The following is a 22,049-nucleotide window of genomic DNA, read 5'->3' as shown; positions in this document are numbered from 1 at the left end:
GCCGCCTCAATGGACGCCGGCCGGCGCGCCCGCCGGAAGCGCCGAGGGTACGTCCTGCGGCAGGTAATCCTCCTTCGACTCCGGCGAGGAGAATTCATACGGGCCGCGGTACACGGTGGGAATGGTCTCGAAGTTCCCGTGTCCCGGAGGCGACGGAGCGGCCCATTCCAGGCTGTTCGCCCGCCAGGGATTCCGATCGACCTTCTTGCCGCGGAACAGGCTGATGAGGAAGTTGAGCATGAAGATGAGCTGCACCAACCCGAGCGTGAAGGCGCTCATCGAGACGAAGATGTTCATGGGCTGCAGCGGCTTGAGGAAGTCGTACTGCGTCGGATCGTAGATGCGCCGCATCATCCCGCCCATCCCGAGGAGGTGCATGGGGAAGAAGGTCAGGTTGTAGGCGATGAAGGTCAGGACGAAGTGCACTTTCCCCCACCTCTCGCTCATCATCCTCCCGAACATCTTCGGGAACCAGTAATGGACGGAGGCGAAGATGCCGAACATGCTGCCGCCGAACAGGACGTAGTGGAGGTGCGCCACGATGAAGTAGGTGTCGTGGATGAAGATGTCGACGGGGGTGGAGGCCATGAAGATGCCCGACAGCCCGCCGATGATGAACATCGACACGAAGGCCATGGCGTTGAGCATCGCCGTCGTGAAATGGATCGTCCCCCGCCACAAGGTTCCCAGCCAGTTGAAGGTCTTGATGGCCGAAGGGACGGCGATGAGCATCGTCGACATCATGAAGGAAGTGCCCAGCGTCGGGTTCATGCCGCTCTGGAACATGTGATGGCCCCAGACGATGAAGCCGAGGCCCGCGATCCCCATGATCGAGTACGCCATGGCGTGATAGCCGAAGATCGGCTTGCGGGAGAAGGTGGAGATGATGTCGGAGACGAATCCCATGGCCGGCAGGATCATGATGTAGACGGCCGGATGCGAATAGAACCAGAAGAGATGTTGCCAGAGGATGACGTGGCCTCCGCCGGCGGGGGCGAAGAAATGCGTCCCCACCGTCCGGTCCAGGAGGAGCATCCCCAGGACCGACGCCAGGACCGGCGTCGCCATGAGCTGGAGGATGGCGGTGACGAACAGCGCCCAGATGGTGAGCGGCATGCGGAAGAACGACATCCCCGGGGCACGCATGTTGACGATGGTGGTGATGTAGTTCAGCGATCCCATGATGGAGGAGGTCCCCGACATCAGCAGCGCGACCAGCCAGAGGGTGTGGCCGATGCCGACCCCCGTCCACTGCGGGTCGTACGACAGGGGCGGGTAGTTGGTCCAGCCCGCCGCCGCCGGCCCCAGCGGGACGAAGAAGCTGGACAGGATGACGAACGCCGAAGGGACCAGGACCCAGTAGGAGAGCATGTTGAGCTTGGGAAAGGCCATGTCCCGCGCGCCGATCATCAGGGGGATCAGGTAGTTTCCGAACGCGCCGGTGAGCATCGGAATGATCACGAAGAAGATCATGATCGTCCCGTGCATGGTGAAGATCTGGTTGTAGACCGGCGGGGTGATGTGGCCTTCCTCCAGGACGCTGGACGGGAAGAGGCTCCCCCCCGGCAGCGCGCGGTCGGGGTAGGCGAGCTGCCAGCGGATCATCATCGCCAGGAAGCCGCCGATGAGCATGAAGAAGAAGCTCACGAACATGAACTGGATCCCGATGACTTTGTGATCCTGGGAGAAGACGTACTTCGTCCAGAAGCTGGTGGGGCCGTGATCGGGCGCGCTCGCGTGGGACTGGGTCATGCTCTTGATTCTCCGTCTCGGCCGGTTCGGCTCCGGACTATGCGGGGCCCTCGTCGGCGGCGGGAGCCGCCTGGGGGCCGGCCTCCTTCTCCGCCTGCTCGAGCCACGCTTTGTACTCCTCGGCGGGGTGGACCGTCAGGATTCCGTGCATCGTGTAATGACCGAATCCGCAGAGCTCGGCGCAGCCGATCTCGTAGTTCCCGGCCTTCGTCGGCTCGAACCAGATCGGAATGGTCAACCCCGGGACGACATCCTGCTTCACCCTCATGTTGGGAAGGAAGAAGCTGTGGATCACGTCCTTCGATCGCAGCATGATGTGGGTCGGCCGGCCCAGGGGAACGTGCATCTCGTTGTTCAGGACGACGTCGTCTGGTGTATCCAGCTTGCCGTCCGATCCCGGATAGCGGACCTCCCAGTTGAACTGGCTGGCGGTGATCAGCAGATTCACGTCGCTGGGGGGATTGGTGTGCTTCACGAGATCCCACACCGACTTGCTCATGAAGGTCAGCATCACGAGGATGCCGGCCGGGATCACCGTCCACACCGCTTCGATCGTCTTGTTTCCGTGCGTGTAATGCGCCCGGCGCCCTTCACGATGCCGGTATTTCCAGGCGAACCAGAAGAGGCAGGCCTCGGTGAGGATCATGCTTCCGCCGGTCAGGGCGAGAATGATGTAGAAGAGATGGTCGATGCGCGGACCGTAGGTCGAGGCGACTTCCGGCAGCCAGACGAACATGCGTCTCCCGCTTTTTTCCGTCCCGAAAACGCACTTTTATACATGTCGCGCCGGCGTCTGTCAACACTCCTCTCGGGCGATTCCGCCGGCCTCGGGCCGGTTTCGCGCCCCGCGGCCAGGACCTGCCGAGTCCCCCGCGTGCTTCATGCGAGCGGCGCGCGGGCGGATGACGCCGGCGACGGAGCGGTGTATCATCCTGCCTCTTGGGAGTCAGAAGATGAGCCGGAGCGATCCGGCCCTGGAGGTCCAGGGCCTGCGGCACCTTTACGGCGATCGGCAAGCCCTGCGAGAGGTCAGCTTCACCGTCGATCGCGGCGAGATCTTCGGGCTGCTCGGTCCCAACGGCGGCGGCAAGACGACCCTCTTCCGGATCCTCTCCACGCTCGCCGTCCCGACCGAAGGCCGGGCCTCGCTGTTCGGGCGGATCCTGAGCCGCTCGACCGACGGGGAGACGCTCCGGGCGATCCGGCGGCGCATCGGCGTCGTGTTCCAAGCCTTCAGCCTGGACAAGAAGCTCACGGTCCGGGAGAACCTGAGGCATCAGGGGCACCTCTACGGATTGTCGGGCGCGCCGCTTAAGGGGCGGATCGACGACCTCCTGGGACGCTTCCGACTCGCCGATCGGGCGGGCGATCGGGTGGAAGTCCTCTCCGGCGGCCTCTGCCGGCGGGTCGAGCTGGCCAAGGGACTCCTCCACGGGCCCGAAATCCTCTTGCTGGACGAGCCGGCGACCGGGCTCGATCCAGGCGCCCGTCACGATCTCTGGGAGTACTTGGAGAGGCTCCGCCGCGACAACGGCGTCACCGTGCTCCTCACGACCCATCTCCTGGAGGAGGCGGAGCGTTGCGATCGGATCGGGATCCTGAGCCGCGGCCAGCTGGTGGCGCTCGACCGGCCCGACGCGCTGAAGGCGATGATCGGCGGCGACGTCGTCTGGATCGAGACGCCGCGCCCGACGCAGCTCGCCGAGGCCATCCGGGAGAGGCTCGGCGAGGCGGCGCAGGTGGTCGACGGAGCGGTGCGGCTCGAGCGGCCCGAGGGACACCGTTTCCTGCCTTCCTTGATCGAGAGCTTCGCGGGACAAATCTCGGCCGTCAAGGTCGGAAAGCCGACGCTCGAGGACGTCTTCATCCGCCTCACGGGGCACCTCTTCCGCGAGGAGGAGAAGGAGGAGGCGCCGGCCGCCGCGGGAAGGGAGCGGTGAAAGCGATGCTGGGCGTCTACACGCTTTGGTGGCGCGAGCAGGTGCGGTTCTTCCGGCAGGGCAGCCGCGTCTTCGGGGCCTTCGCGCAGCCGTTGATCTTCTGGGTCCTCTTCGGAGCGGGGCTGCAGGCGTCGTTCCGCCCTTCGACCGGCGGCCGGGACCTCAGCTACCTGGAATACTTCTTTCCCGGCACGATCATCCTCATCCTTCTGTTCACCGCCATCTTCTCGACCATCTCGGTCATCGAGGACCGCCGGGAGGGATTCCTCCAAGGAGTTCTCGTCGCCCCCGTCTCGCGCTCGGCGATCGTGCTGGGGAAGGTCCTCGGAGGCACCACGCTGGCCCTCGTGCAGGGAACGGTCCTCCTGGCCTTGTCCCCCTGGGCCGGGATCCACCTGACGATCCGCATGTTCCTGGCCGCGGTGGCCGTGCAATTCGCGGTGGCTTTCGCGCTGACGGCGCTGTCGTTCTGCATCGCCTGGAGGATGGATTCGACCCAGGGCTTCCATGCCATCATGACCGTCTTCCTGATGCCGCTCTGGCTGCTCTCCGGCGCGTTCTTCCCGGCGCACGGCGCTCCGGCCTGGCTGGCGTGGGTGATGCGGATCAATCCGCTGACCTACGGCACCGCCGCCCTGCGGCGCATCCTCTACGGGGCGGACGGGGAGCTTCCGGTCGATCTCCCGTCGCTGCGCGCCAGCCTGCCGGCGATCGCCGCGTTCGGGCTGGCGACGTTCCTGCTCGCCACGCTGCTGGCGCGCCGCCGAACGGGCGGAGCGACCGGATGAGCGGCGACGACCGGTTGCCGACGCGCCTGCTCTGGTCCCTCCTGGTCCTGGTGATCGCGGCGATCGCGGTCGCTTTTCTCTGGAGCCGCTACGGCGCCGGCAGCCGGGCCCGCGCCCTGCCCGACCTGGGCGCGCTCCCCGATTTCACTCTCACCGACAGCGCCGGCCGCACGATCACGCGCGCCGACCTCGAAGGGCGCGTGACGGTGGCCGACTTCATCTTCACTTCCTGCTCCGCCCAGTGCCCGACCGTCACCGCCCAGATGGCGAAGCTGCAGACCTGGGCGCTGCCGCGCTGGCCGGAGGCCCTCCTGATCTCCTTCACCGTCGATCCGGAGCGCGACACGCCGGAAGCCCTGGCCGAGTACGCCCGGGGCTTCTCGGCCGATCCGGCACGCTGGCGCTTCGTGACCGGCCCACCGAAGGCGCTCGACGCGCTGATCCGGAACGGCTTCCGGGTCGCGGGAGCCTCCAAGACGCCGGTCGACACTTCCCCCGAGGCGACCCTGCACAGCGTCTCGCTCGTCCTTCTCGACCCGCAGGTCCGGATTCGCGGCTATTACGAATCGACCGATCCGGCCGAGATGGCGAAGCTGCGGGCCGACCTCGCGGCGCTCGCCGGCAGCCTCCACCCGCTCTTCTCCACCCGCTCTCTGCCCCATCTGAACGCCGGATTGAACGCCGCGAGCTTCCTCCTCCTCTGCGGGGGGTACTTCTTCATCCGGCGGGAGCGGATACCGGCCCACCGCGCCTGCATGATTTCCGCCTTCGCGACCTCGGTCCTCTTCTTCATCTCATACGTCGCCTACCATCTTCAGGCGGGCTCGGTCCGCTTCCCCGGCGTCGGATGGATTCGACCCGTCTATTTCTCGCTGCTCCTTTCCCACACTCTCCTGGCCGCGACCGTCCCGTTCCTGGCGATCGTGACGCTGGCGCGGGCTCTGCGCCTCGATTTCGCCGCCCACCGCCGCCTCGCCCGCTGGACCTTCCCCATCTGGGCCTACGTCTCGATCACCGGCGTCCTGGTCTACGTCATGCTCTATTGGGTTTACGGGGCGAAGGCTTAGGGAGGCCTTCGCGCCGGCGGGCCCTATCCAACGGCTGCTCAACCCGATCGAAAAAGCAAATTTCCGGCGGGAATCCCCGTTCGAGATCGGCCGCGCTTTCGGTTCGCCGGGGGCGCCGGGGAGGCTGGAGGCAAGAAAGAAATCCGGCGGCGGCTTCAGGCCAGGGGGGATCGGCCGGCGCAGGGACCGGTTGTTTCGGGATCGGACGCCGTCCGGATCAGGGATGCGCTTCCGGGTAAAGCTTTTCGAATTCCGGGTCGCCGCGGAGGATCGCCAGATCGGGATCACGGCGGGCCCAATCCGCGTCCTTGAACCCGTTGCGCCAGGCTTTGCCCAAGGCGTCGAGCGCCTCGGCCTTCTTGTTGATCTGGCAGAAGGTGCAGGCGGCGTTGTAGTGGACCATCGCCTCGTTGGGGCGCAGGAGCATGGCGAGATTGGTCTCCCGGATTGCGTCTTCGTGGCGCCCCTCCATGGCGTACCACACGCCTACCAGGATCCGGGCCCGGGCATCCTCAGGCACCTCGCGCAGATGCGCCTCCAGCGCCTGCATCCCGCGATGCCGGATGTTCCGCAGCGCCTCCTCCTTGGCCAGCGCGCCCAGCGAATTCATAATCGGAACGTAGACGTTGTAATCGGTCCCGCTCGACTCGATCGCCTCGTCGGCCACGTTCGCGACCTCCTGGTACCGTCCGGAAGCGTAGAGGCCGCGCAGCAGGAGGTAATAGGCCCCCTCGCAGTCACGCTTGCGGGCGATGACGTTGCGCACGATCGCCGTCATCTCGTCGTACTGTCCCTTGGCGTAGAGGATCCACGCTTGGGCGACCATCACTTCCGGCACGTCGGGCTGAAGCGCCATCGCCCGCTCGGCGGCGGCCCGGGCGCGATGAATCCAGACGTCCTCCCGCGCGTAGTGGGCGTGGTAGTAGGCGCAGACGTTGGCGATCGCCGCGAAGGCCAGCGCGAACTTCGCATCCTGGGTCACGGCGTTCTCGAACATCTGGAGCGCGAATTCGAGGTCCTGCCGGGTCAGCCGCCGGGCGTAGCTCCGGCCCCGCAGGTAGAGATCATAGGCCTGCATGTTGTCGGTGGGCTTGGCCGCGAGCGCCTGCTGCTCCTGCGGGGAGAGCTGGATCCGCAGGGCCGCGGCGATCTTCTGGGCGATCTCGTCCTGGACTTCGAACACGTCCTTCATCTCACGGTCGTAGCGCTCGGACCAGAGCGGGAAGTCGGTGTGGGTGTCGACCAGCTGGGTGGTGATGCGCAGCCGGCTGCCGGCGCTCCTCAGGCTCCCGGCCAGCACGTAGGCCGCGCCGAGCTGCTGGCCGATCTGGGTGGGGGTCACCGATTTGTCCCGATAGCCCAGGACGGTCGGTCGTGAGAAGACTTTCATCCCGCGGATTTTCGACAGCTCCGTGATGATGTCCTCGGTGATGCCGTCCCGCAGGTAGACGTCTTCCTTGTTCCCGCTCAGGTTCTCGAAGTACAGGACCGCGATCGATTTCTCGGAAGCCCGGTCCGAGGCTTTCGAGTCGGATAGGTCCGACGACTTCCGCTTCCCGGAGTCGAGATCGCGCTTGAGTCGCAGCAGGTCGGTCTTGAGCTCCGTCGCGGTCTGATGCCGGAGGTTCCGGTCCTTTTCGAGCGCCTTTTCGAGAATCCTTGCCAGCTCGGCGGGCATCCGGGGGTTGGCCTCGGAGAGCGGCCGCGGCGGGCGGTTCAGGATCGCCTCGAACACCACCGGCTGCGTATCTCCCGGGAACGGCAGCTGCCCCGTCGCCATCTGGTAGAGGACGGCTCCGAGAGAGAACAGGTCGGTGCGCGCATCGGTCAGCAGCCCGCGCGCCTGCTCCGGAGACATGTAGGAGACGGTCCCGAGCACCGCCCCCGCCGTCGTCAGCTGCCCCGACTTGAGCATCGTCTCGGCCTGAGAGGGTTCGCCGGCGCGATCCACGGGGCCGCCCCCCGCCCCCACCTTGGCCAGGCCGAAATCGAGAATCTTCAGCTGGCCGCGCGCGTTGATGATCAGGTTCACCGGCTTGAGGTCCCGGTGCACGATCCCCTTCGAATGCGCCGACTCGAGCGCGTCGGCGATCTGGATCCCGAGATCGAGGAGCTCGCCGATCTCGAGGGGCTGGCGGGCCATGCGCTGCGCGAGGGTTTCCCCCTCCAGCAGCTCCATCACGATGAAGTGCCGCTTTTCGTGCTCCTCGATCGCATGGACGGTGCAAATGCCGGGATGGTTGAGCGAGGAGGCTGCCCGCGCCTCCCGCTGGAAGCGCTCGAGGGTGGAGGGATCCTGCTCCATCGCCTCGGAGAGAAACTTGACGGCGACCCGCCGGCCGAGCTGGCCGTCCTCCGCCTCGTAGACCACGCCCATGCCCCCGGAGCCGAGCTTGCGCAGGATCCGGTAGTGCGAGATGGTGCTGCCGACCTGGACTTCCATTGCCGTAGTCTCCGGCCGCGCGCGGCGGCCATTGATTAGCTTTTATGGAAAATCTGCGTGCAATATACGATGGGTGAGGTCTTGGAGCAAGTCTCGTCCCGCGGAATCCCCATGCCGAGCGATCCATGACTGAACCAAGCGCAGAGTCGCGCCGGCGGCTCGGCCAGATGAGGATGCGAGCGCGGGCTAGGCGGGCGTCTCACCGGCGGGCGCCGGCGGCAGGTCTTTGGGCGGAGCTTCCGGAGCTTCCTGGCCCTCGCCGGGAGCCCCGGGCGCGCCGCCTTCGGCGGGCGCGCTCTCCTCGGCCCCCTTCTCGCCGGGAAGGACCCAGTTCGTCGGGGCCTTGCGGGGGTAGCTGAACCGGTTGTTGGCGTCGGGGACGAGGCCGATGATGATCACCGCCGACAGGATCAGAGGGGTGAGGACGATGATCGCCAGGGTTCTCTTCTCGAAGCGGAGGTGCATGAAATAGGCGGCGACGAGACCCGCCTTGGCGAGCGCCATCAGGACGAGCGAGACGACCATCACCAGCTGCGGCAGATGCAGATAGAAGATGCCGATTTCCGCCGCGGTCAGGATGATGAGGGCCACGAAGACCCCCATGTAGTTCGGCTCCTGGTGCCCCTCACCGCTCATGATCGCCCTCAGATCAGATAGACGAAGGTGAAGACGAGAATCCAGACGAGATCGACGAAGTGCCAGTAGAGTCCCACCACTTCCACCGACGTCCAGTGGGTCGCGCTGTAGCGGCCGCGGAAGGCTGCGGCGAGGATGAACCCCAGGTAGCAGACTCCTCCGAAGACGTGGCAGCCGTGGAAACCGGTCAGGGCGAAGAAGGTGGCCCCGAACAGGCTTCGATTGGCCGTCAGCCCTTCACGGATCAGGTGGGTCCATTCGTACGCTTGAATCCCGAGGAAAATCGCCCCGCCGAGCATGGTGAAGGCGAGGAACCGCCGCAGGCCTTTCTGGTCCCCCTTCTGGATCGCGGCGACCGCCTTCACCATCGTCACGGACGAGCAGATCAAGATGAAGGTATTCAAGGCGGTGAGGGGAACGCCGAGGATGCTGGACGGGACCGGCCAGAGGGGGTTCCCCATGCGCACCGCGCCGTAGGCGCACAGCAGCCCCGCGAACGACATGGCGTCGCTCATCAGGAAGAGCCACATCATCAGCTTCCCCCAGCTCGGGCTGAGGGGGGAGGGGGTGACCGGATCGGTCATCGGATCCATGGTGCTCGCATGGTCCATCATCTTACATGGTCGCTCCGGCGGCTCGTCCCGGGGTCACGCCGGCGGGCCAGCCCCCGCCGCAGCGGCGGAATATACCACAGGCCGGGGAGGTGCGAGAAGTGGGGGAAGAACCCGTTCTATAATCGCTCCCCGAGTCCCTCGCCGGGCTCGGGTGTCCTGGGAGAACGCTCCATGCCGACCCCGCTCGCCGCCCCGCCGCCTCCCGTGGAAGGACCGGCTGCATCGCCCGCTTTGCCTCGGGAGGCATCGGTGGCCGCGCCCCTCCCGGCCTCGCGGTTGGGGCAGATCCGCTTCGCCGGCGGACATCGCGTCGACTTCCCCGTCCTGGCCGCTCCGATGGTCGGCATCTCGCACGTCGCCTTCCGGGCGCTGGTCCGCGCCTACCTTCCGGCGCGTTGCTCCACTCTCCTCTTCACCGAGATGCTGTCGAGCCGCCGGCTGCCGTCGGAGCGCGTCGGGGGGACGCTGCAGACTTTCGTGACGGAGGAGGAGCGCGACCTCGTCCCGCAGCTTCTCGCCAACGAAGAGCGCTTCATCCGGGAGTCCGCGAAGAAGCTCCAGATCCTCCGGCCCGCCGGCGTCGACATCAACATGGGCTGCCCGGTGAAGAAGGCGCTGTCCCACAACTGGGGAGTCGCGCTGATGGGCGACATCGGCTACGCCTCGGAAGTCGTGGCGATCGCCCGGCGGGAGTTCGCGGAGCCTTTGTCGGTCAAGATGAGGAGCGGGCTGTCGGAGAACCTCCCCTACCTGATCGATTTCCTCCAGGCCATGGAAGCGGCGGGCGCCGACTGGGTGACGCTCCACCCGCGGCTTCAATCCCAGGGGCGCCGGGGACGCGCCTCCTGGGAAACCATCGGGGCGGCGCGGCGCGCCGTGCGGATCCCGGTCGTCGGCAACGGCGACGTCCAGACTTCGGAGGACGTGGCGCGCATGTTCTCCGAGACGGGATGCGACGGCGTCATGGTGGCGCGGGCCGTCACCGCCCGTCCCTGGATCTTCTGGCAGGTCGGCGAAGAGCTGGGCTTTCCCCCGCCGGCGGGCCGCGAGAACGAGCGGGCCCCCCGCACTCCGGAAGAGGAAGGCAGTGAATGCGGCCGGGCCTTGGCTTATTTCGTCGATCAGCTCGAGCGCTGGTTCGAGCCGGCCGAGGGAATCCGCCGGCTCCGCTTCTTCACCGCCTGGAGCCACAAGTGGCTCCAGTTCGGGCACCACCTCTGGGCGGAGATGACGCGCGTCTCCGACTACCCCGCGGCGCGCGCCGCCGTGCAGCGGTTCTTCGGCGCCCCGCAGCGGATGCTCCCGCGCACCACGCTCTAGTGTTGGTCATCGCAGCGGAATCCGCAGGCGCGCCGCGCACCCCCGGCCGCGGCGCCGGTTCTCCACCGTCAGCGTGCCACCGTGGGCTTCGGCGATCTGCCGGCTCAGCACCAGCCCGATCCCCGATCCTCCCGGCTTCGTGGTAAAGAACGGCACGAATAGGTTCGAGGTGCTGGAGATCCCCGGCCCCTCGTCCTCGACCCAGACGTCGAAATGAGTCGCGTTCCTTCCCCACCCCACCGTCACGCTCCCGTGGGTCTCCAGCACGGCGTCGGCGGCGTTGCGCAGAAGGTTGATGAGGAGCTGCTCGAGCTGATCGCCGTCGGCCCGGACGAGCAGCTCGGGTCCCGGCCGGAGCGTGATCCTCGCCCGGCTCTCCAGCCCCGCGACGCGGCGCACCAGCGCTCCCAGCTCGACCTCGCGCAGCTTCGGCGCCGGCAGGCGCGCCAAGCGCGCGTAGGCCTCCATGAAGCGGTTGAGCGACTCCGAGCGGGCGGAGATCACCGCGAGCCCTTTCTTCAGATCCTCCTCCCAGTCGGCGGGGCGCGGCTCCTTCTCCGCGAGCGCTTCGAGGCTGCCGGCCAGCGACCGGATCGGCGCGAGCGAATTGTTCAGCTCGTGCCCCATGACCCGGATGAGCCGCTGCCAGGCCTGCCGCTCCTCCTCCCTCAAAGCCCGGCTCAAGTCGGTGATCACCAGCAGCTGGAGAGGCAGGCCCCCCTGCCGGAACTCGCTGCGGCGCGTTTCCCAGCGCCCCGCCCCGCCGGGAAAGTTGCGCGAGATCGTCATCGGCGCGTCGTCGCGCAGGCAGTCGAGCAGCTCCAGCTCCGCCGCGTTGCGCCCCAGCAGGCGCTCCGCCGGCTGGGCCATGAGCCGCTCCCCCGCCCGGTTCACCAGCCCCAGCTTCCCGGAGGCGTCGAACGCGAAGATGGCGACCTCGATCTCTCCCATGATCTTGCGCAGCAGGACGGTCGCCTCCAGCGCGTCGAGGCGCTGGCCGTGGAGCATCTCCACCAGGGCATTCACTTCCAGCATCACGTCGCCCAGGACGTCGCCGCGCCGCGCCCCGCGCGCGCGGATCGAGAAATCGCCTTCCCGGAGGGCCGAGAGCAGGTTGGAGACGGTCTGGAGGGGGCGCACGACGCGCTCGCGCAGGCGGAAGGCGAAGCTCAGCCAGGTCATCCCGATCAGGGCGGCGAGGGTCCAGCGGACCTTCGGCGTGAAGTCGCCGCTCCACAGCAGGATGACGGCGATGAGCGAGCCGCACAGGCCGGTCATCAAGGCCATCAGGAGCACCCGGCCTTCGAAGCTCAGGCGGCGGCTGCTCCGGCCTTTCTTGCCGGTCATAACCCGAACCGCTGGATCCGCCGGTAAAGGGCGCTGCGGCTGAGCCCGAGCGCCTGCGCGGCGCGGCTCACGTTGCCGTTGAACTTCTGCAGCGCCTTCTTGATCAATTGATACTCCACCTCTTCCAGCCCCATCTCCTCCAGCGGAAGCGGCACGGACTGCCCCTTCGTCAGGGCCAGATCCTCGGCGCGCACCCGGTCCTTCGGCGCCATGAGGACGCCGCGCTCGACCGCGTGATCCAGCTCCCGCACGTTCCCCGGCCAGGGATGATCCATCATCGCCCGCAGCGCCGCCGGCTCGAACGCCTCGATGCGCTTGCGATAGCGGCCGGAATGCTGGCGGAGGAACAGGGCGGCGAGCTTCGGGATGTCGTCGCGGCGATCGCGCAAGGGCGGGATGCGGATCTCGATGGTGTTCAGGCGGAACAGGAGGTCTTGGCGGAAGCGCCCCGCGCGGACCTCCTCCGGAAGATCGGCGTTCGTGGCGGAGAGGATCCGGACGTCGACGCGGCGCGTGCGCGACGAGCCGACGCGCTCCAGCTCCCCGGTCTCCAGGACGCGCAGCAGCCTGGCCTGCTGCCGGGGCGAGATGTTGGCGATCTCGTCGAGGAAAAGCGTGCCGCGATCGGCCAGCTCGAAGCGTCCGACGCGATCGGTCTTCGCGTCGGTGAACGCCCCCTTGACGTGGCCGAAAAGCTCGCTTTCGAAGACCCCCTCCGAAAGGCCGCCGGCGTTCACCGTGACGAGAGGGCGGCCCGCCCGGCCGGAGGCGGCATGGAGCGCCTGGGCGACCACTTGCTTGCCGCTGCCGTTCTCTCCCGTGATCAGGACGTTCGCGTCGGAGGGGCCGATGCGCGCGATCACCTCCAGGACCGGCTTCATCACGGGCGATTCGGCCACCAGCTCGGGCCGGATCTCCTCCCGCAGGAAACGGTTCTCGGCCTCCAGCAGTCTCCCCTTGCGCAGCGCGCGGCCCAGCTCCACCTGGGTGCGCACGATCGCGAGGAGGCGGTCGTTCTCCCAAGGCTTCTGGACGAAGTCGCGCGCCCCGCGCCGCATCGCCTGCACCGCCAGCTCGACGCTGCCCCACGCGGTCATCACCACCACCGGCAGCGTGGAGTCGAGCGTCCCGAGGCGGGAGAGGAGGTCGAGCCCTTCCTGGCCCGAGGTCGTGTCGCGGGCGTAGTTCAGGTCGATCAGGACGACGTCGAAGTCGTCCGCGTCGAGTGCGGCGAGGACGCCGGCGGGGGAAGAGACCGTCTCGATCCGGTACCCCTCGCTCTTCAGAAGCAGCCGCAAGGAGACCAGGACGTCGGTCTGGTCGTCGGCGATCAGGACCCGCGGGGAAGGCTCGTCGGCAAGGCTCATCGTGGCAACTAGTTTATGTCAGATCCGAAAAACGGGCAGGGCCGCCGCGCCCCGAGCGCCGCCGACGGGGAAGATCGCCCGGCGGCGGGCGCTGGAGTCGGGCATCGGCTCCCTATTCGACTCTCAAGGCGATGATGGGATCGACTTTCGTCGCCCGGCGCGCCGGCAGGTAGCAGGCGATCCACGCGACGGCGGCGAGCAGGATCGGGACGCCACCGAAGGTCATCGGGTCTCTCGCCGGCACCCCGAACAGCAGGCCGGAGAGCAGACCGGCCAGCGGCAGGGCCGCCGCCAGACCCAGCCCGACTCCCGCCGCCACCAGACGCAGCCCTTGGCCCACGACTAGGCGCAGGACGTCGGAGCGCCTCGCTCCCAGGGCCATCCGGACGCCGATCTCATGGGTCCGCTGCGTCACCGAATAGGCGATCACGCCGTAGAGCCCCAGCGTCGCGAGGAACAGGGCCACGCCCGCGAAGCCGCCGAACAGGATCGTCGAGAAGCGCCGGTCGACGGTCGAGTCGGCGACCACGCGGTCGAGGGTCCGGATCTCCGAGACCGGCTGATCGGGATCGACGGCCGAGACCCGCTCGCGGAGCGCCGCCGCCAGGGCCACAGGCGACGAGGCGGCGCGGACCACCAGGTTCATGCTCGGATTCGGCCGCTGGGCCAGCGGCGCGTAGGCCTCCGCCAGGGTCGGAGCGTCCAGGGAGTCGTGCTTCACGTCCCCCACCACTCCGACGACTTCCTGCCAGCCCTTGCCGAGCCACTGCATGTCGATCCGCTTCCCCATCGGGTCCTGCCCAGGGAACAGGCGCCGGGCCATCGCCTGGTTGATCACGGCGACGGCGGGGGCCTGGGCGTCGTCGGCCTCCGTGAAGGCCCGTCCCCGAAGCACCGGGATCCCCATGGCACGGAAATAGTCGGGGCTCGCGATGCGCAGCTCCACGAGCGGCTCCTCGCCGGTGGGCACCGCCCGGCCTTCGATCAGGATGCCGCCGTTGGTGTCCTGCCCGGAGAGCGGCAGGTGGCTCACGACGGCCGCGGCCCGCACGCCGGGCAGCGGCCGGACGCGCTGGAGAAGATCCTGAAAGAACGCGGCCTGCCGGGCAGGCTCCGCATACTTTCCCGGCGGCAGGTCGATCTCGGCCGTGACCACCCCCGAGGGATCGAACCCCTTGGGGACCGCCAGGACCTTCACGAAGCTGTGAATCAGAAGGCCGGCGCCGACCAGCAGGACGATCGAAAGGGCCACTTCCGAGACGACGAGAAGGCTTCGCAGCCGGCCGCGTCCGGTGCCGGCGCCGCTGCGCCGTCCCCCTTCGCGCAGCGTCTGGCCCGGCGCTTGGCGGGAATTCTGCCAGGCCGGGAACAGCCCGCAGAGCAACCCGGTGAGCAGCGAGGCCGCCGCCGTGAAAGCGAGGACGGCGGGATCGACGGCGATCTCGCTCATCCGGGGAAGTCCGGCGCTCTGCCCCGCGGCGATCAATCCGTCCATCCCCCACCAGGCCAGGAGCAGTCCGAGACCTCCTCCCGCCGCGGCGACGAGCGCTCCTTCGGTGAGGAACTGGCGCATCAGCCGGATCCGTCCGGCGCCGAGCGCCTGGCGGATCGCGATCTCCTTCTGGCGCGCGGTCGAGCGGGCGAGTAGAAGGTTCGCGACGTTGCTGCAGGCGATCAACAGGACGAGACCGACCGCTCCGAACAGGATCAGAAGCGTCGGGCGGACGCGTCCCACGACCTGCTCCTTCAGCCCGACCAGGAGGATCCCGTGATTGGTGACGCCGTCGCGGCGCAGCTGCGACGCGATCCCCTCCATCTCCTGCCGCGCCGCGGCGAGCGTCTTCCCCGGACGGAGCCGCCCCATGACGACGATGAAGTGCAGCCCTCGCGGGGCGCGCTCGGTGTCGAGCCGCAGCGGCATCCAGAGGTCGCGCGGGCCGCCGTAGCGGAATTCGGGCAGAACGCCGACGATCGTCTGCGGCCGGGCGTCCAGGATGACCGTCCGGCCGAGGATCTTCGGGTCGCCACCGAAGCGCCGGTGCCACAGCCGATCGCTGATCAAGACGACCGGCTCGGCGGCGGATAGCTCTTCGTCGGGCCGGAAGCCCCGGCCGAGGAGAGGCTTCACGCCCAGGGCCGGCAGCAGGTTCGCCGAGATCGCCATGGCGTTGAGCTTCTCCGGCCGGCCGCCGCCCGTCAGCGTGACCGACGCGTCGAAGCGGGCCGTCACCTCCTGGAAGCTCCGGCTGCGCTCTCGCCAATCGAGGAATTCGGGATAGGAGGCAGGGGCCTGAGCCAGCCCCGGCTGGACGTCCCACAGCAGCACCAGCCGCTCGGGCTCGGGATACGGGAGCGGATTGAGGAGAACCGCGTGCACCACGCTGAAGATGGCGGTCGTCGCGCCGATGCCGAGGGCGAGGGTGAGGATCATCACCAGGCTCAGCCCGGGGCTCTGGGACAGGACCCGGATCCCGTGACGGACGTCCTGGATGAGGATTCCCACCTTGCCTCCCGCGCGCCCGCAACCGGGCGTCACATCTCCTGGAGCGCTTCCTCCCGCCCCTTCTCCGGCTGCACCCAGCCGTCCATCAGCTGGAGGATCCGGTTGCCGTAGGCGGCGTTCGTCTCGGAGTGCGTGACCTGGATGATCGTCGTCCCCTCGCCGTTCAGCTTCTTGAACAGCTCCATGATCTCCCGTCCCTGGCTGGAATGGAGGTTCCCGGTCGGTTCGTCGGCGAGGATCAGAAGCGGGTTGATGATCACCGCCCGCGCCACCGCCACCAGCTGCTGCTGGCCGCCGGAGAGCTGGGCGGGATAGAGGTCCCGCTTGCCGACGATCCCGAAGCGATCGAGGACGTCGCAGACCAGGCCGGCCCGGTCGCTCCCCTTGATGTTCTTGTAGGAGAGCGGCAGCTCCAGGTTCTCGTACACCGTGAGGTTGTCCAGGAGGTGGTAGCTCTGGAACACGAACCCGATGTACTGCTTGTTCAGCTCGGCGCGCTGCTTGCGGTTCAGGGTGTGGACCTGGTGGCCGAGGAACTCGAACTCGCCGGTCCAGCTCGCGTCGAGCATTCCGAGAATCGCCAGAAGCGTCGACTTCCCCGCCCCGGACGGACCCATGATCGTCAGGAAGTCCCCTTCCCCGACGTCGAGATTGACCCGCCGCAGGACGTAGGTGCGACCGGCTCCCGATTCGAAGAATTTCTCCACGTTGCGCAGGCGAATCATCATGGAAGCTCCTATTCGTCCCGGAGGGCGACGGCGGGATCGATCCGCGTCGCCCTCCGGGCGGGGAGGTAGCAGGCGAGAAGCGTCACGACTCCGAGCAGGAACGAGACCGCCGTGAAGGTCGAGAGATCGGCAGGCTTGACGCCGAAGAGCAGGCTCGCGAGCAGGCGGGTCAGCGCGAAAGTCCCGGCCAATCCGACGGCCATCCCGACCCCGACCGGCCGGAGCCCGTCCCCGACGATCAAGGCCAGGACGTCCGAGCGCCGGGCGCCGAGAGCGATGCGGATGCCGATCTCTCGGGTCCGCTGCGCCACCACGTGGGCCGTCAGCCCGTAAATCCCCACCGCCGCGAGGGCGAGCGCGAGCCCCGCGAAGGCCCCCAGGAGCAGCGCCCGAAAGCGCGGCTGGGCGACCGAGCGGTCCACCAGATCAGCGATCGTCCGGACGTTGGAGAGCGCTAGATCCTTGTCCAGGTCGCGGACCGCCGCGCGGACGGGGGCCAGCAGCGGCGCCGGATCCCCGGAGCCCCTCACGACGAGCGTGTACTCCGAAAGGTCCTCCTGGGAGAAGGGGAAGTAGTACTCGGGCTTGGGCTCCTCGGCCACCGCAAAGTGACGGACGTTGCCGACGATTCCCACGATCTCGCGGGACTCGCCGTACTTGAGGTGCTTGCCCATGGGATCCTCACCGGGGAAGAAAGTCCGCGCCATCGCCTCGTTGATCAGGGCGACGCGCGGCGCCTGCGCGTCGTCGCGCGGCGTGAAGAGGCGGCCGCGGCGCAACGGGATCCCCATCGCCGTGAAATAGCCTTCGCTCACCGTGCGATGCTCCGCGTTCGGCTCCTGGCCGGGCTGGACGGGCGGGTGCTCGTCGACGAGGAAGCTGTCCCCCGAATAGCCGCCGCTGAGCGGCAGGATGTTGATCAGGCCGGCGGCGCGCAGGCCCGGGATCGCTTCGACCCGATCGAGGAGGCGGCGATAGAAGTCGTTGATCTGACCGGTCTCCGCGTACCGGGCGCGGGGCGGCGCCAGCGTCACGGTGAGGACGTTTTCGGTCCGAAAGCCGGTGTCGACCCGCAGGAGGCGCCACAAGCTCTGCAGCAGCAATCCCGCTCCGGCAAGGAGCACCATGGAAAGGGCGACTTGGCCCGTCACCAGGAGGCGCCGGAGCCGGGTCTTCTCCAGGCCGATCCCCGCCCGCGTCCCCTCCTGGAGGAAGCGCCCCAAATCCGATCGGAAGCCGTGCAGCGCGGGGCCGAGGCCGAACAGCACTCCGGTGACGATCGAGACCACCAAGGTGAAGCCCAGGACGGTGCCGTCGAGCCGGACGTCGGCCCAGGCCGGAAGCGAGGCTCCGGCCGCGGCGAGAATCAAATCCTTCGTCCAGGTGGCGAGAAGGAGCCCGAACGTTCCGCCGGCCGCCGCGAGGACGAGGCATTCGGTCAGGAGCTGGCGGGAGATTCTCCAGGAGCTCGCCCCGAGGGTCCGGCGAATCGCCATCTCCCGCGTCCTTCCGGCGGCCCGGACGAGAAACAGGTTGGCCACATTGGCGCAGGCGATGGCCAGGACGAGGGCGACCGCGCCGGTCAGCGCGACCAGGCCGCGGCGGACTTCGCCCACGAGATCCTCCTGGAGCGGCACGACGTGCGTCCGCCAGCCGGTGCTCGTCTCCGGATAGGTCTTTTCGATGCTCGCGGCCAGGGAGTCGAGATCGGCCTGGGCCTGGGCGACCGACGCCCCCGGCTTCAGGCGGCCGACGCACCAGTTCGTGTGGCCGCCGCGCGCCCCGAGGTCAGACGGCACGAGCAGCGGCCGCCAGATCGCGGGCTCCCCCATCGGCCCCGGGATCGGAGAACGGAACCCGGAGGGCAGAACCCCCACGACGCGGCGCGGAATGCCGCTCAGCGTCACCATCTGTCCGAGAACCTTCGGATCGCCTCCGAATTCGGACCGCCAGAATTCGTGGGCCACCACGATGACGCGCTCACCCCCTTCCTTCTCCTCTTCCGGCAGGAGGAAGCGTCCCAGCAGAGGCTTCGCGCCCAGGACCCGGAGCAGGCTGGAGGAGGCGCTGGCCACGCTCAACGGGCGGGGCTCCCCTCTTCCGGTCAGGATCGCGGAGGAGTTGCTCAACGCCGCGAGCGACTCGAGCGTCCTGTTCTGCCGCCGGAAGTCCTCCACGTCGAGCGTGGACACCGGACCGGCGGTGGTCCCGGAAAGGGCGTTGACCCCGTGGATCCGGACTAGGCGCCGCGGATCCTCGTAGGGGAGCGGGCGCATGAGGACGGCGTTCACAACGCTGAACAGGGCGGTGTTGGCGCCGATTCCCAGCCCGAGCGTCACGACGGCGATCGCCGTGAAGCCGGGAGCCTTCAGGAACAACCGGAGGGCGTGACGAAGATCCTGGAGGAAGGAGCCCATGGCGGCGTCCTCCTACTCGCACCGCAGGGCGACCGCCGGATCGACCCGGGTCGCCCGCCGCGCCGGCAGATACGAGGCAAGGAGCGCGACCGCGGCCAGGATCAGCGGCGTCACGAAGAAGGTCATGGCATCGAAAGGACCGACGCCGTAGAGAAGGTGGGCGATGAACCGGATGAGCAGCGCGGCTCCCGCCAGGCCGACGATCACGCCCGAGGTCACCAGCCCCATCGCCTGCCGGAGCACCATGCCGAAGATGTGGCTCTTCTGCGCGCCGAGCGCCATGCGCACGCCCAGCTCCTGGGTGCGCTGCGCCACCGAATAGGCGACCACGCCGTAGATCCCCACCGCCGCCAGAACCAGCGCGACGAGCGCGAAGAGACCGATCAGGACGGTGTTGAACCGGCGCTGGGAGGAGGAGTCGGAGATCAGGGACTCGAGGGTCTGGACCTGGGAGACGGGCAGGTCGCGATCCAGCGCGAACACCGCCCGGCGCGCGGCCGGCGCCAGGGAGCCCGGGTTCGCATCGGAGCGCAGCACGAACGTCATCCCCTCGCTCGGATTCTGCAAGAACGGCTCGTACATCTGCATCGTCACTTGGGACTCCAGTCCGTAGTGCTTCACGTCTCTCACGATTCCCACGATCTCCCGCATCGACTCGGGATCGATCCCCATCGAGATCCTCCGCCCGATCGGGTCCTCGCCGGGGAAGACCTTGCGCGCCATCGTCTCGTTGATGAGCGCCACGCGGGGGGCGCCGGGCGCGTCGTGCTCGGTGAATCCGCGCCCCTTCACGATCGGGATCCCCATGGTCTGGAGGTAGTCGGAGCTGATCGAGTACCAGTTGGCGGACGGATTCTGGCCCGCGGGGCTCGGGCGCCCTTCCACCTCCACCGAGTAGATCAGGTCGTCCCCTCCGAAAGGCAGCGGGTTGACGGCGGCGACCGCTTTCACTCCGGGCAGCGCTCGTGCGCTTTCGAGTGTCCTCCGGTAGAAGTCGGAGCGCGGTTCTCCCGCCGCGTACTTCTGCCCGGGGAGAGAGACGCGGAAGGTGAGCGCGTTGGTCGCGTCGAAGCCGGGGTTGACGGCCATCAACTGCATGAAGCTCCGGATCTGCAATCCGGCTCCCACCAGAAGCACGAGGGACAGGGCCACCTGGGAGACGACCAGGAGGCCCCGCAGCCGCTGCCGCAGCCGGGAGGGCCCGCGGCCGCCTTCTTTCAGGACGTCGTGCAGATTGGATCGTGAAATCAGGAACGCGGGCGTCACCCCGACCACCAGCCCCGTGAGCAGGGAGAGGCCCAGCGTGAACAGAAGAACCGTCGGATTCATCCCGAGCTCCTGGATCCGCGGCAAGCCGGCCGGCTTGAGCGCGCGCAGGAGATCGACCCCCCATCCTCCGAGGAGCAGCCCGAGCCCTCCGCCTCCCAACGCCAGCAGGACGCTCTCGGTCAACAGCTGGCGGACGAGGCGGCCCTGACCCGCCCCCACCGCCGCGCGCAGGGCGATCTCTTTCTGCCGCGAGGATCCGTGCGCCAGAAGCAGGTTGGTGACGTTGCCGCAGGCGATGAGGAGCACGAAGCCGACGGCGGCGAAAAGCGCCACGAGAGCCGGACGAACTCCTCCCACGATTTGTTCGTAGAGCGGGTTCACCGTCGCCCCCCAACCGGTGTCGGCGTCCGGGTACTGCTTCGCCAGACTCTCGGCGATCCCGCTCACCTCGGCCCGGGCCCCGGAGACGGTGCCGCCGGGCCGCAGCTTGCCCATCACCACGAGGTTTCGACTCCCGCGATGGGCCAGCCGCTCGTCCGAGAAGCCGAGGGGCGCGAGCAGATCGGCCCCCATGGGAATCCGGAACTGTTCCGGCAGGACCCCGACCACGGCGTAGGGCTCCCCGTTCAGTAGCAGGCTCTTCTGCAGGACCTCCGGATTCGATCCGAACCGGCGCTTCCACAGACCATGGCTCAGCACGACGACCCGGTTCTTTCCTTCCCCGAATTCCTCCGGTCGAAATCCGCGGCCCCGCGCCGGCTGCACGCCGGAGAGCTCGAAGAACCCTTCGGTCGTGAGCATTCCGTCGAGACGCTCCGGCTCGGCATCGCCGGTCAGGACCAGCGATTCGCTCTGGAAGGCGACCATCGTCTCGAATCGCCTGCTGCGTTTTTTGAAGTCGAGGAAATCGGGCGGGGAAACGGCGAAGCTGTCCCATCCCTTGGAGAGATTATTGGACCAGACCATCATGATCCGGTCGGCGTCGGCGTAGGGCAGCGGCTTGAGGAGGACCGCGTGGATGACCGAGAAGAGCGCCGTGTTGGCGCCGATCCCGAGCCCCAGCGTCAGGATCGCGGCCGTCGTGAATCCGGGCTGGTGGACGAGCAGGCGGAAGCCATAGCGCACATCCTGCCAGAGCGACTTCACCGCGCCGCCTCCATCGTCTCCTCCACGATGCGCCCGTCGAAGAGATGGATCGTGCGGTCCGCGTGCCGCGAGAAGCGTTGATCGTGGGTCACCATGCAGATCGTCGCGCCTCCCCGGTGCAGCTCCCGCAGCAGCTCCATCACCGCATCGCCGTTCTTGGAGTCGAGGTTCCCGGTCGGCTCGTCCGCGAGCAGCATCAGAGGGCTGCCGACGAGGGCTCGCGCCACCGCGACGCGCTGCTGCTGCCCTCCGGAGAGCTGGCTCGGGAGGTGGCGGGCCCGATGGGCCATCCCCACTTTCTCGAGGGCCTCGTTCACCCGTCCCTTGCGCTCGCTCCCCTTCATGCCCCGGTAGGTGAGCGGAAGCTCCACGTTCTCGAACACGGTGAGATCGCCGATGAGGTTGAAGCTCTGGAAGATGAACCCGATTTCCCGGTTGCGGATCCGGGCGCGATCCGAGAGATTCAGATCCTGCACCGGGCGCCCGTTGAGCAGGAACGACCCCTCGGTCGGGGAATCGAGCAGTCCCAGGATGGAGAGCAGCGTGGACTTGCCGCATCCCGACGGTCCGGCGATCGAGACGTACTCGCCGTTCTTAATCTCCATCTGAACGCCCGAAAGGGCATGCGTCTCGACCTCATCCGTGTAGAAGACTTTGGTCACGCCGTCCAGGGCGATCAGGGGCTGAGCCGAACTGTTCATGGATCCCGCTC

Annotated in this window: 16 protein-coding genes; 4 read left to right on the top strand and 12 right to left on the bottom strand. The window is 67.9% G+C overall.

Going from position 1 to position 22,049, the window contains the following annotated elements; all coding sequences use genetic code 11:
- Positions 1–6: 6 nt before the first annotated feature.
- The gene (locus VGR67_14960) at positions 7–1,752 is read right to left on the bottom strand and encodes a cbb3-type cytochrome c oxidase subunit I (GenBank protein ID HEV8337712.1); all 1,746 of its coding nucleotides are present in this window, start codon (positions 1,750–1,752) and stop codon (positions 7–9) included.
- Positions 1,753–1,789: 37 nt separating this feature from the next.
- Positions 1,790–2,488: a cytochrome c oxidase subunit II gene (gene coxB / locus VGR67_14955; GenBank protein ID HEV8337711.1), complete on the bottom strand. Its 699-nt coding sequence runs from the start codon at positions 2,486–2,488 to the stop codon at positions 1,790–1,792.
- Between the two features lie 217 nt (positions 2,489–2,705).
- Between coxB and VGR67_14950 the strand changes: the two genes are divergently transcribed.
- From VGR67_14950 to VGR67_14940, 3 genes are read left to right on the top strand one after another with little or no spacing between them, the layout of a single operon-like run.
- Positions 2,706–3,692 (top strand): ABC transporter ATP-binding protein, encoded by a 987-nt coding sequence (locus tag VGR67_14950; protein ID HEV8337710.1) that lies wholly within the window; start codon positions 2,706–2,708, stop codon positions 3,690–3,692.
- Between the two features lie 5 nt (positions 3,693–3,697).
- Positions 3,698–4,480 (top strand): ABC transporter permease, encoded by a 783-nt coding sequence (locus VGR67_14945; protein ID HEV8337709.1) that lies wholly within the window; start codon positions 3,698–3,700, stop codon positions 4,478–4,480.
- Complete coding sequence (locus VGR67_14940) at positions 4,477–5,547, top strand: DUF420 domain-containing protein (protein ID HEV8337708.1); 1,071 nt, start codon at positions 4,477–4,479, stop codon at positions 5,545–5,547. Before VGR67_14945 ends, VGR67_14940 begins: the two co-directional genes overlap by 4 nt.
- A gap of 217 nt (positions 5,548–5,764) precedes the next feature.
- On the opposite strand, the gene VGR67_14935 is transcribed toward VGR67_14940, so the two are convergent.
- The 3 genes from VGR67_14935 to VGR67_14925 all read right to left on the bottom strand — a co-directional run bounded on the left by VGR67_14935 (position 5,765) and on the right by VGR67_14925 (position 9,240).
- Entirely contained in the window at positions 5,765–7,990 is a 2,226-nt protein-coding gene (locus VGR67_14935) for a protein kinase (GenBank protein ID HEV8337707.1), read from the bottom strand.
- Between the two features lie 186 nt (positions 7,991–8,176).
- Positions 8,177–8,626, bottom strand: coding sequence for a cytochrome C oxidase subunit IV family protein (locus tag VGR67_14930; GenBank protein HEV8337706.1), 450 nt, complete (start codon positions 8,624–8,626; stop codon positions 8,177–8,179).
- Between the two features lie 8 nt (positions 8,627–8,634).
- Entirely contained in the window at positions 8,635–9,240 is a 606-nt protein-coding gene (locus VGR67_14925; GenBank protein ID HEV8337705.1) for a heme-copper oxidase subunit III, read from the bottom strand.
- A 249-nt stretch (positions 9,241–9,489) separates the two neighbouring features.
- Here VGR67_14925 and VGR67_14920 point away from each other — a divergent pair, with 249 nt between their 5' ends.
- Positions 9,490–10,560, top strand: a complete 1,071-nt coding sequence (locus VGR67_14920) for a tRNA-dihydrouridine synthase family protein (protein ID HEV8337704.1) — start codon at positions 9,490–9,492, stop codon at positions 10,558–10,560.
- A 6-nt stretch (positions 10,561–10,566) separates the two neighbouring features.
- Here the strand turns inward: VGR67_14920 and VGR67_14915 are convergent, their stop codons facing one another.
- The 7 genes from VGR67_14915 to VGR67_14885 all read right to left on the bottom strand — a co-directional run bounded on the left by VGR67_14915 (position 10,567) and on the right by VGR67_14885 (position 22,038).
- On the bottom strand, positions 10,567–11,907 hold the full coding sequence (locus tag VGR67_14915) for an ATP-binding protein (protein ID HEV8337703.1): 1,341 nt from the start codon (positions 11,905–11,907) through the stop codon (positions 10,567–10,569).
- Complete coding sequence (locus tag VGR67_14910) at positions 11,904–13,274, bottom strand: sigma-54 dependent transcriptional regulator (GenBank protein HEV8337702.1); 1,371 nt, start codon at positions 13,272–13,274, stop codon at positions 11,904–11,906. Before VGR67_14910 ends, VGR67_14915 begins: the two co-directional genes overlap by 4 nt.
- Positions 13,275–13,386: 112 nt before the next feature.
- Positions 13,387–15,777, bottom strand: coding sequence for an ABC transporter permease (locus VGR67_14905; protein HEV8337701.1), 2,391 nt, complete (start codon positions 15,775–15,777; stop codon positions 13,387–13,389).
- A 29-nt stretch (positions 15,778–15,806) separates the two neighbouring features.
- The gene (locus VGR67_14900) at positions 15,807–16,502 is read right to left on the bottom strand and encodes an ABC transporter ATP-binding protein (protein ID HEV8337700.1); all 696 of its coding nucleotides are present in this window, start codon (positions 16,500–16,502) and stop codon (positions 15,807–15,809) included.
- Between the two features lie 11 nt (positions 16,503–16,513).
- Positions 16,514–18,922, bottom strand: coding sequence for an ABC transporter permease (locus VGR67_14895; GenBank protein ID HEV8337699.1), 2,409 nt, complete (start codon positions 18,920–18,922; stop codon positions 16,514–16,516).
- Between the two features lie 12 nt (positions 18,923–18,934).
- On the bottom strand, positions 18,935–21,337 hold the full coding sequence (locus tag VGR67_14890) for an ABC transporter permease (GenBank protein HEV8337698.1): 2,403 nt from the start codon (positions 21,335–21,337) through the stop codon (positions 18,935–18,937).
- Positions 21,334–22,038 carry an ABC transporter ATP-binding protein gene (locus VGR67_14885; protein ID HEV8337697.1) on the bottom strand — a complete coding sequence of 235 codons (705 nt, stop codon included), beginning with the start codon at positions 22,036–22,038 and terminating at the stop codon, positions 21,334–21,336. Before VGR67_14885 ends, VGR67_14890 begins: the two co-directional genes overlap by 4 nt.
- Between the last annotated feature and the right edge of the window lie 11 nt (positions 22,039–22,049).

This window comes from Candidatus Polarisedimenticolia bacterium, from assembly GCA_036004685.1.
Taxonomy (GTDB): Bacteria; Acidobacteriota; Polarisedimenticolia; order Gp22-AA2; family AA152; genus DASYRE01.
Note: the sequence above shows the minus strand (reverse complement) of the source record. Positions and strands in the feature narration are given on the sequence as shown.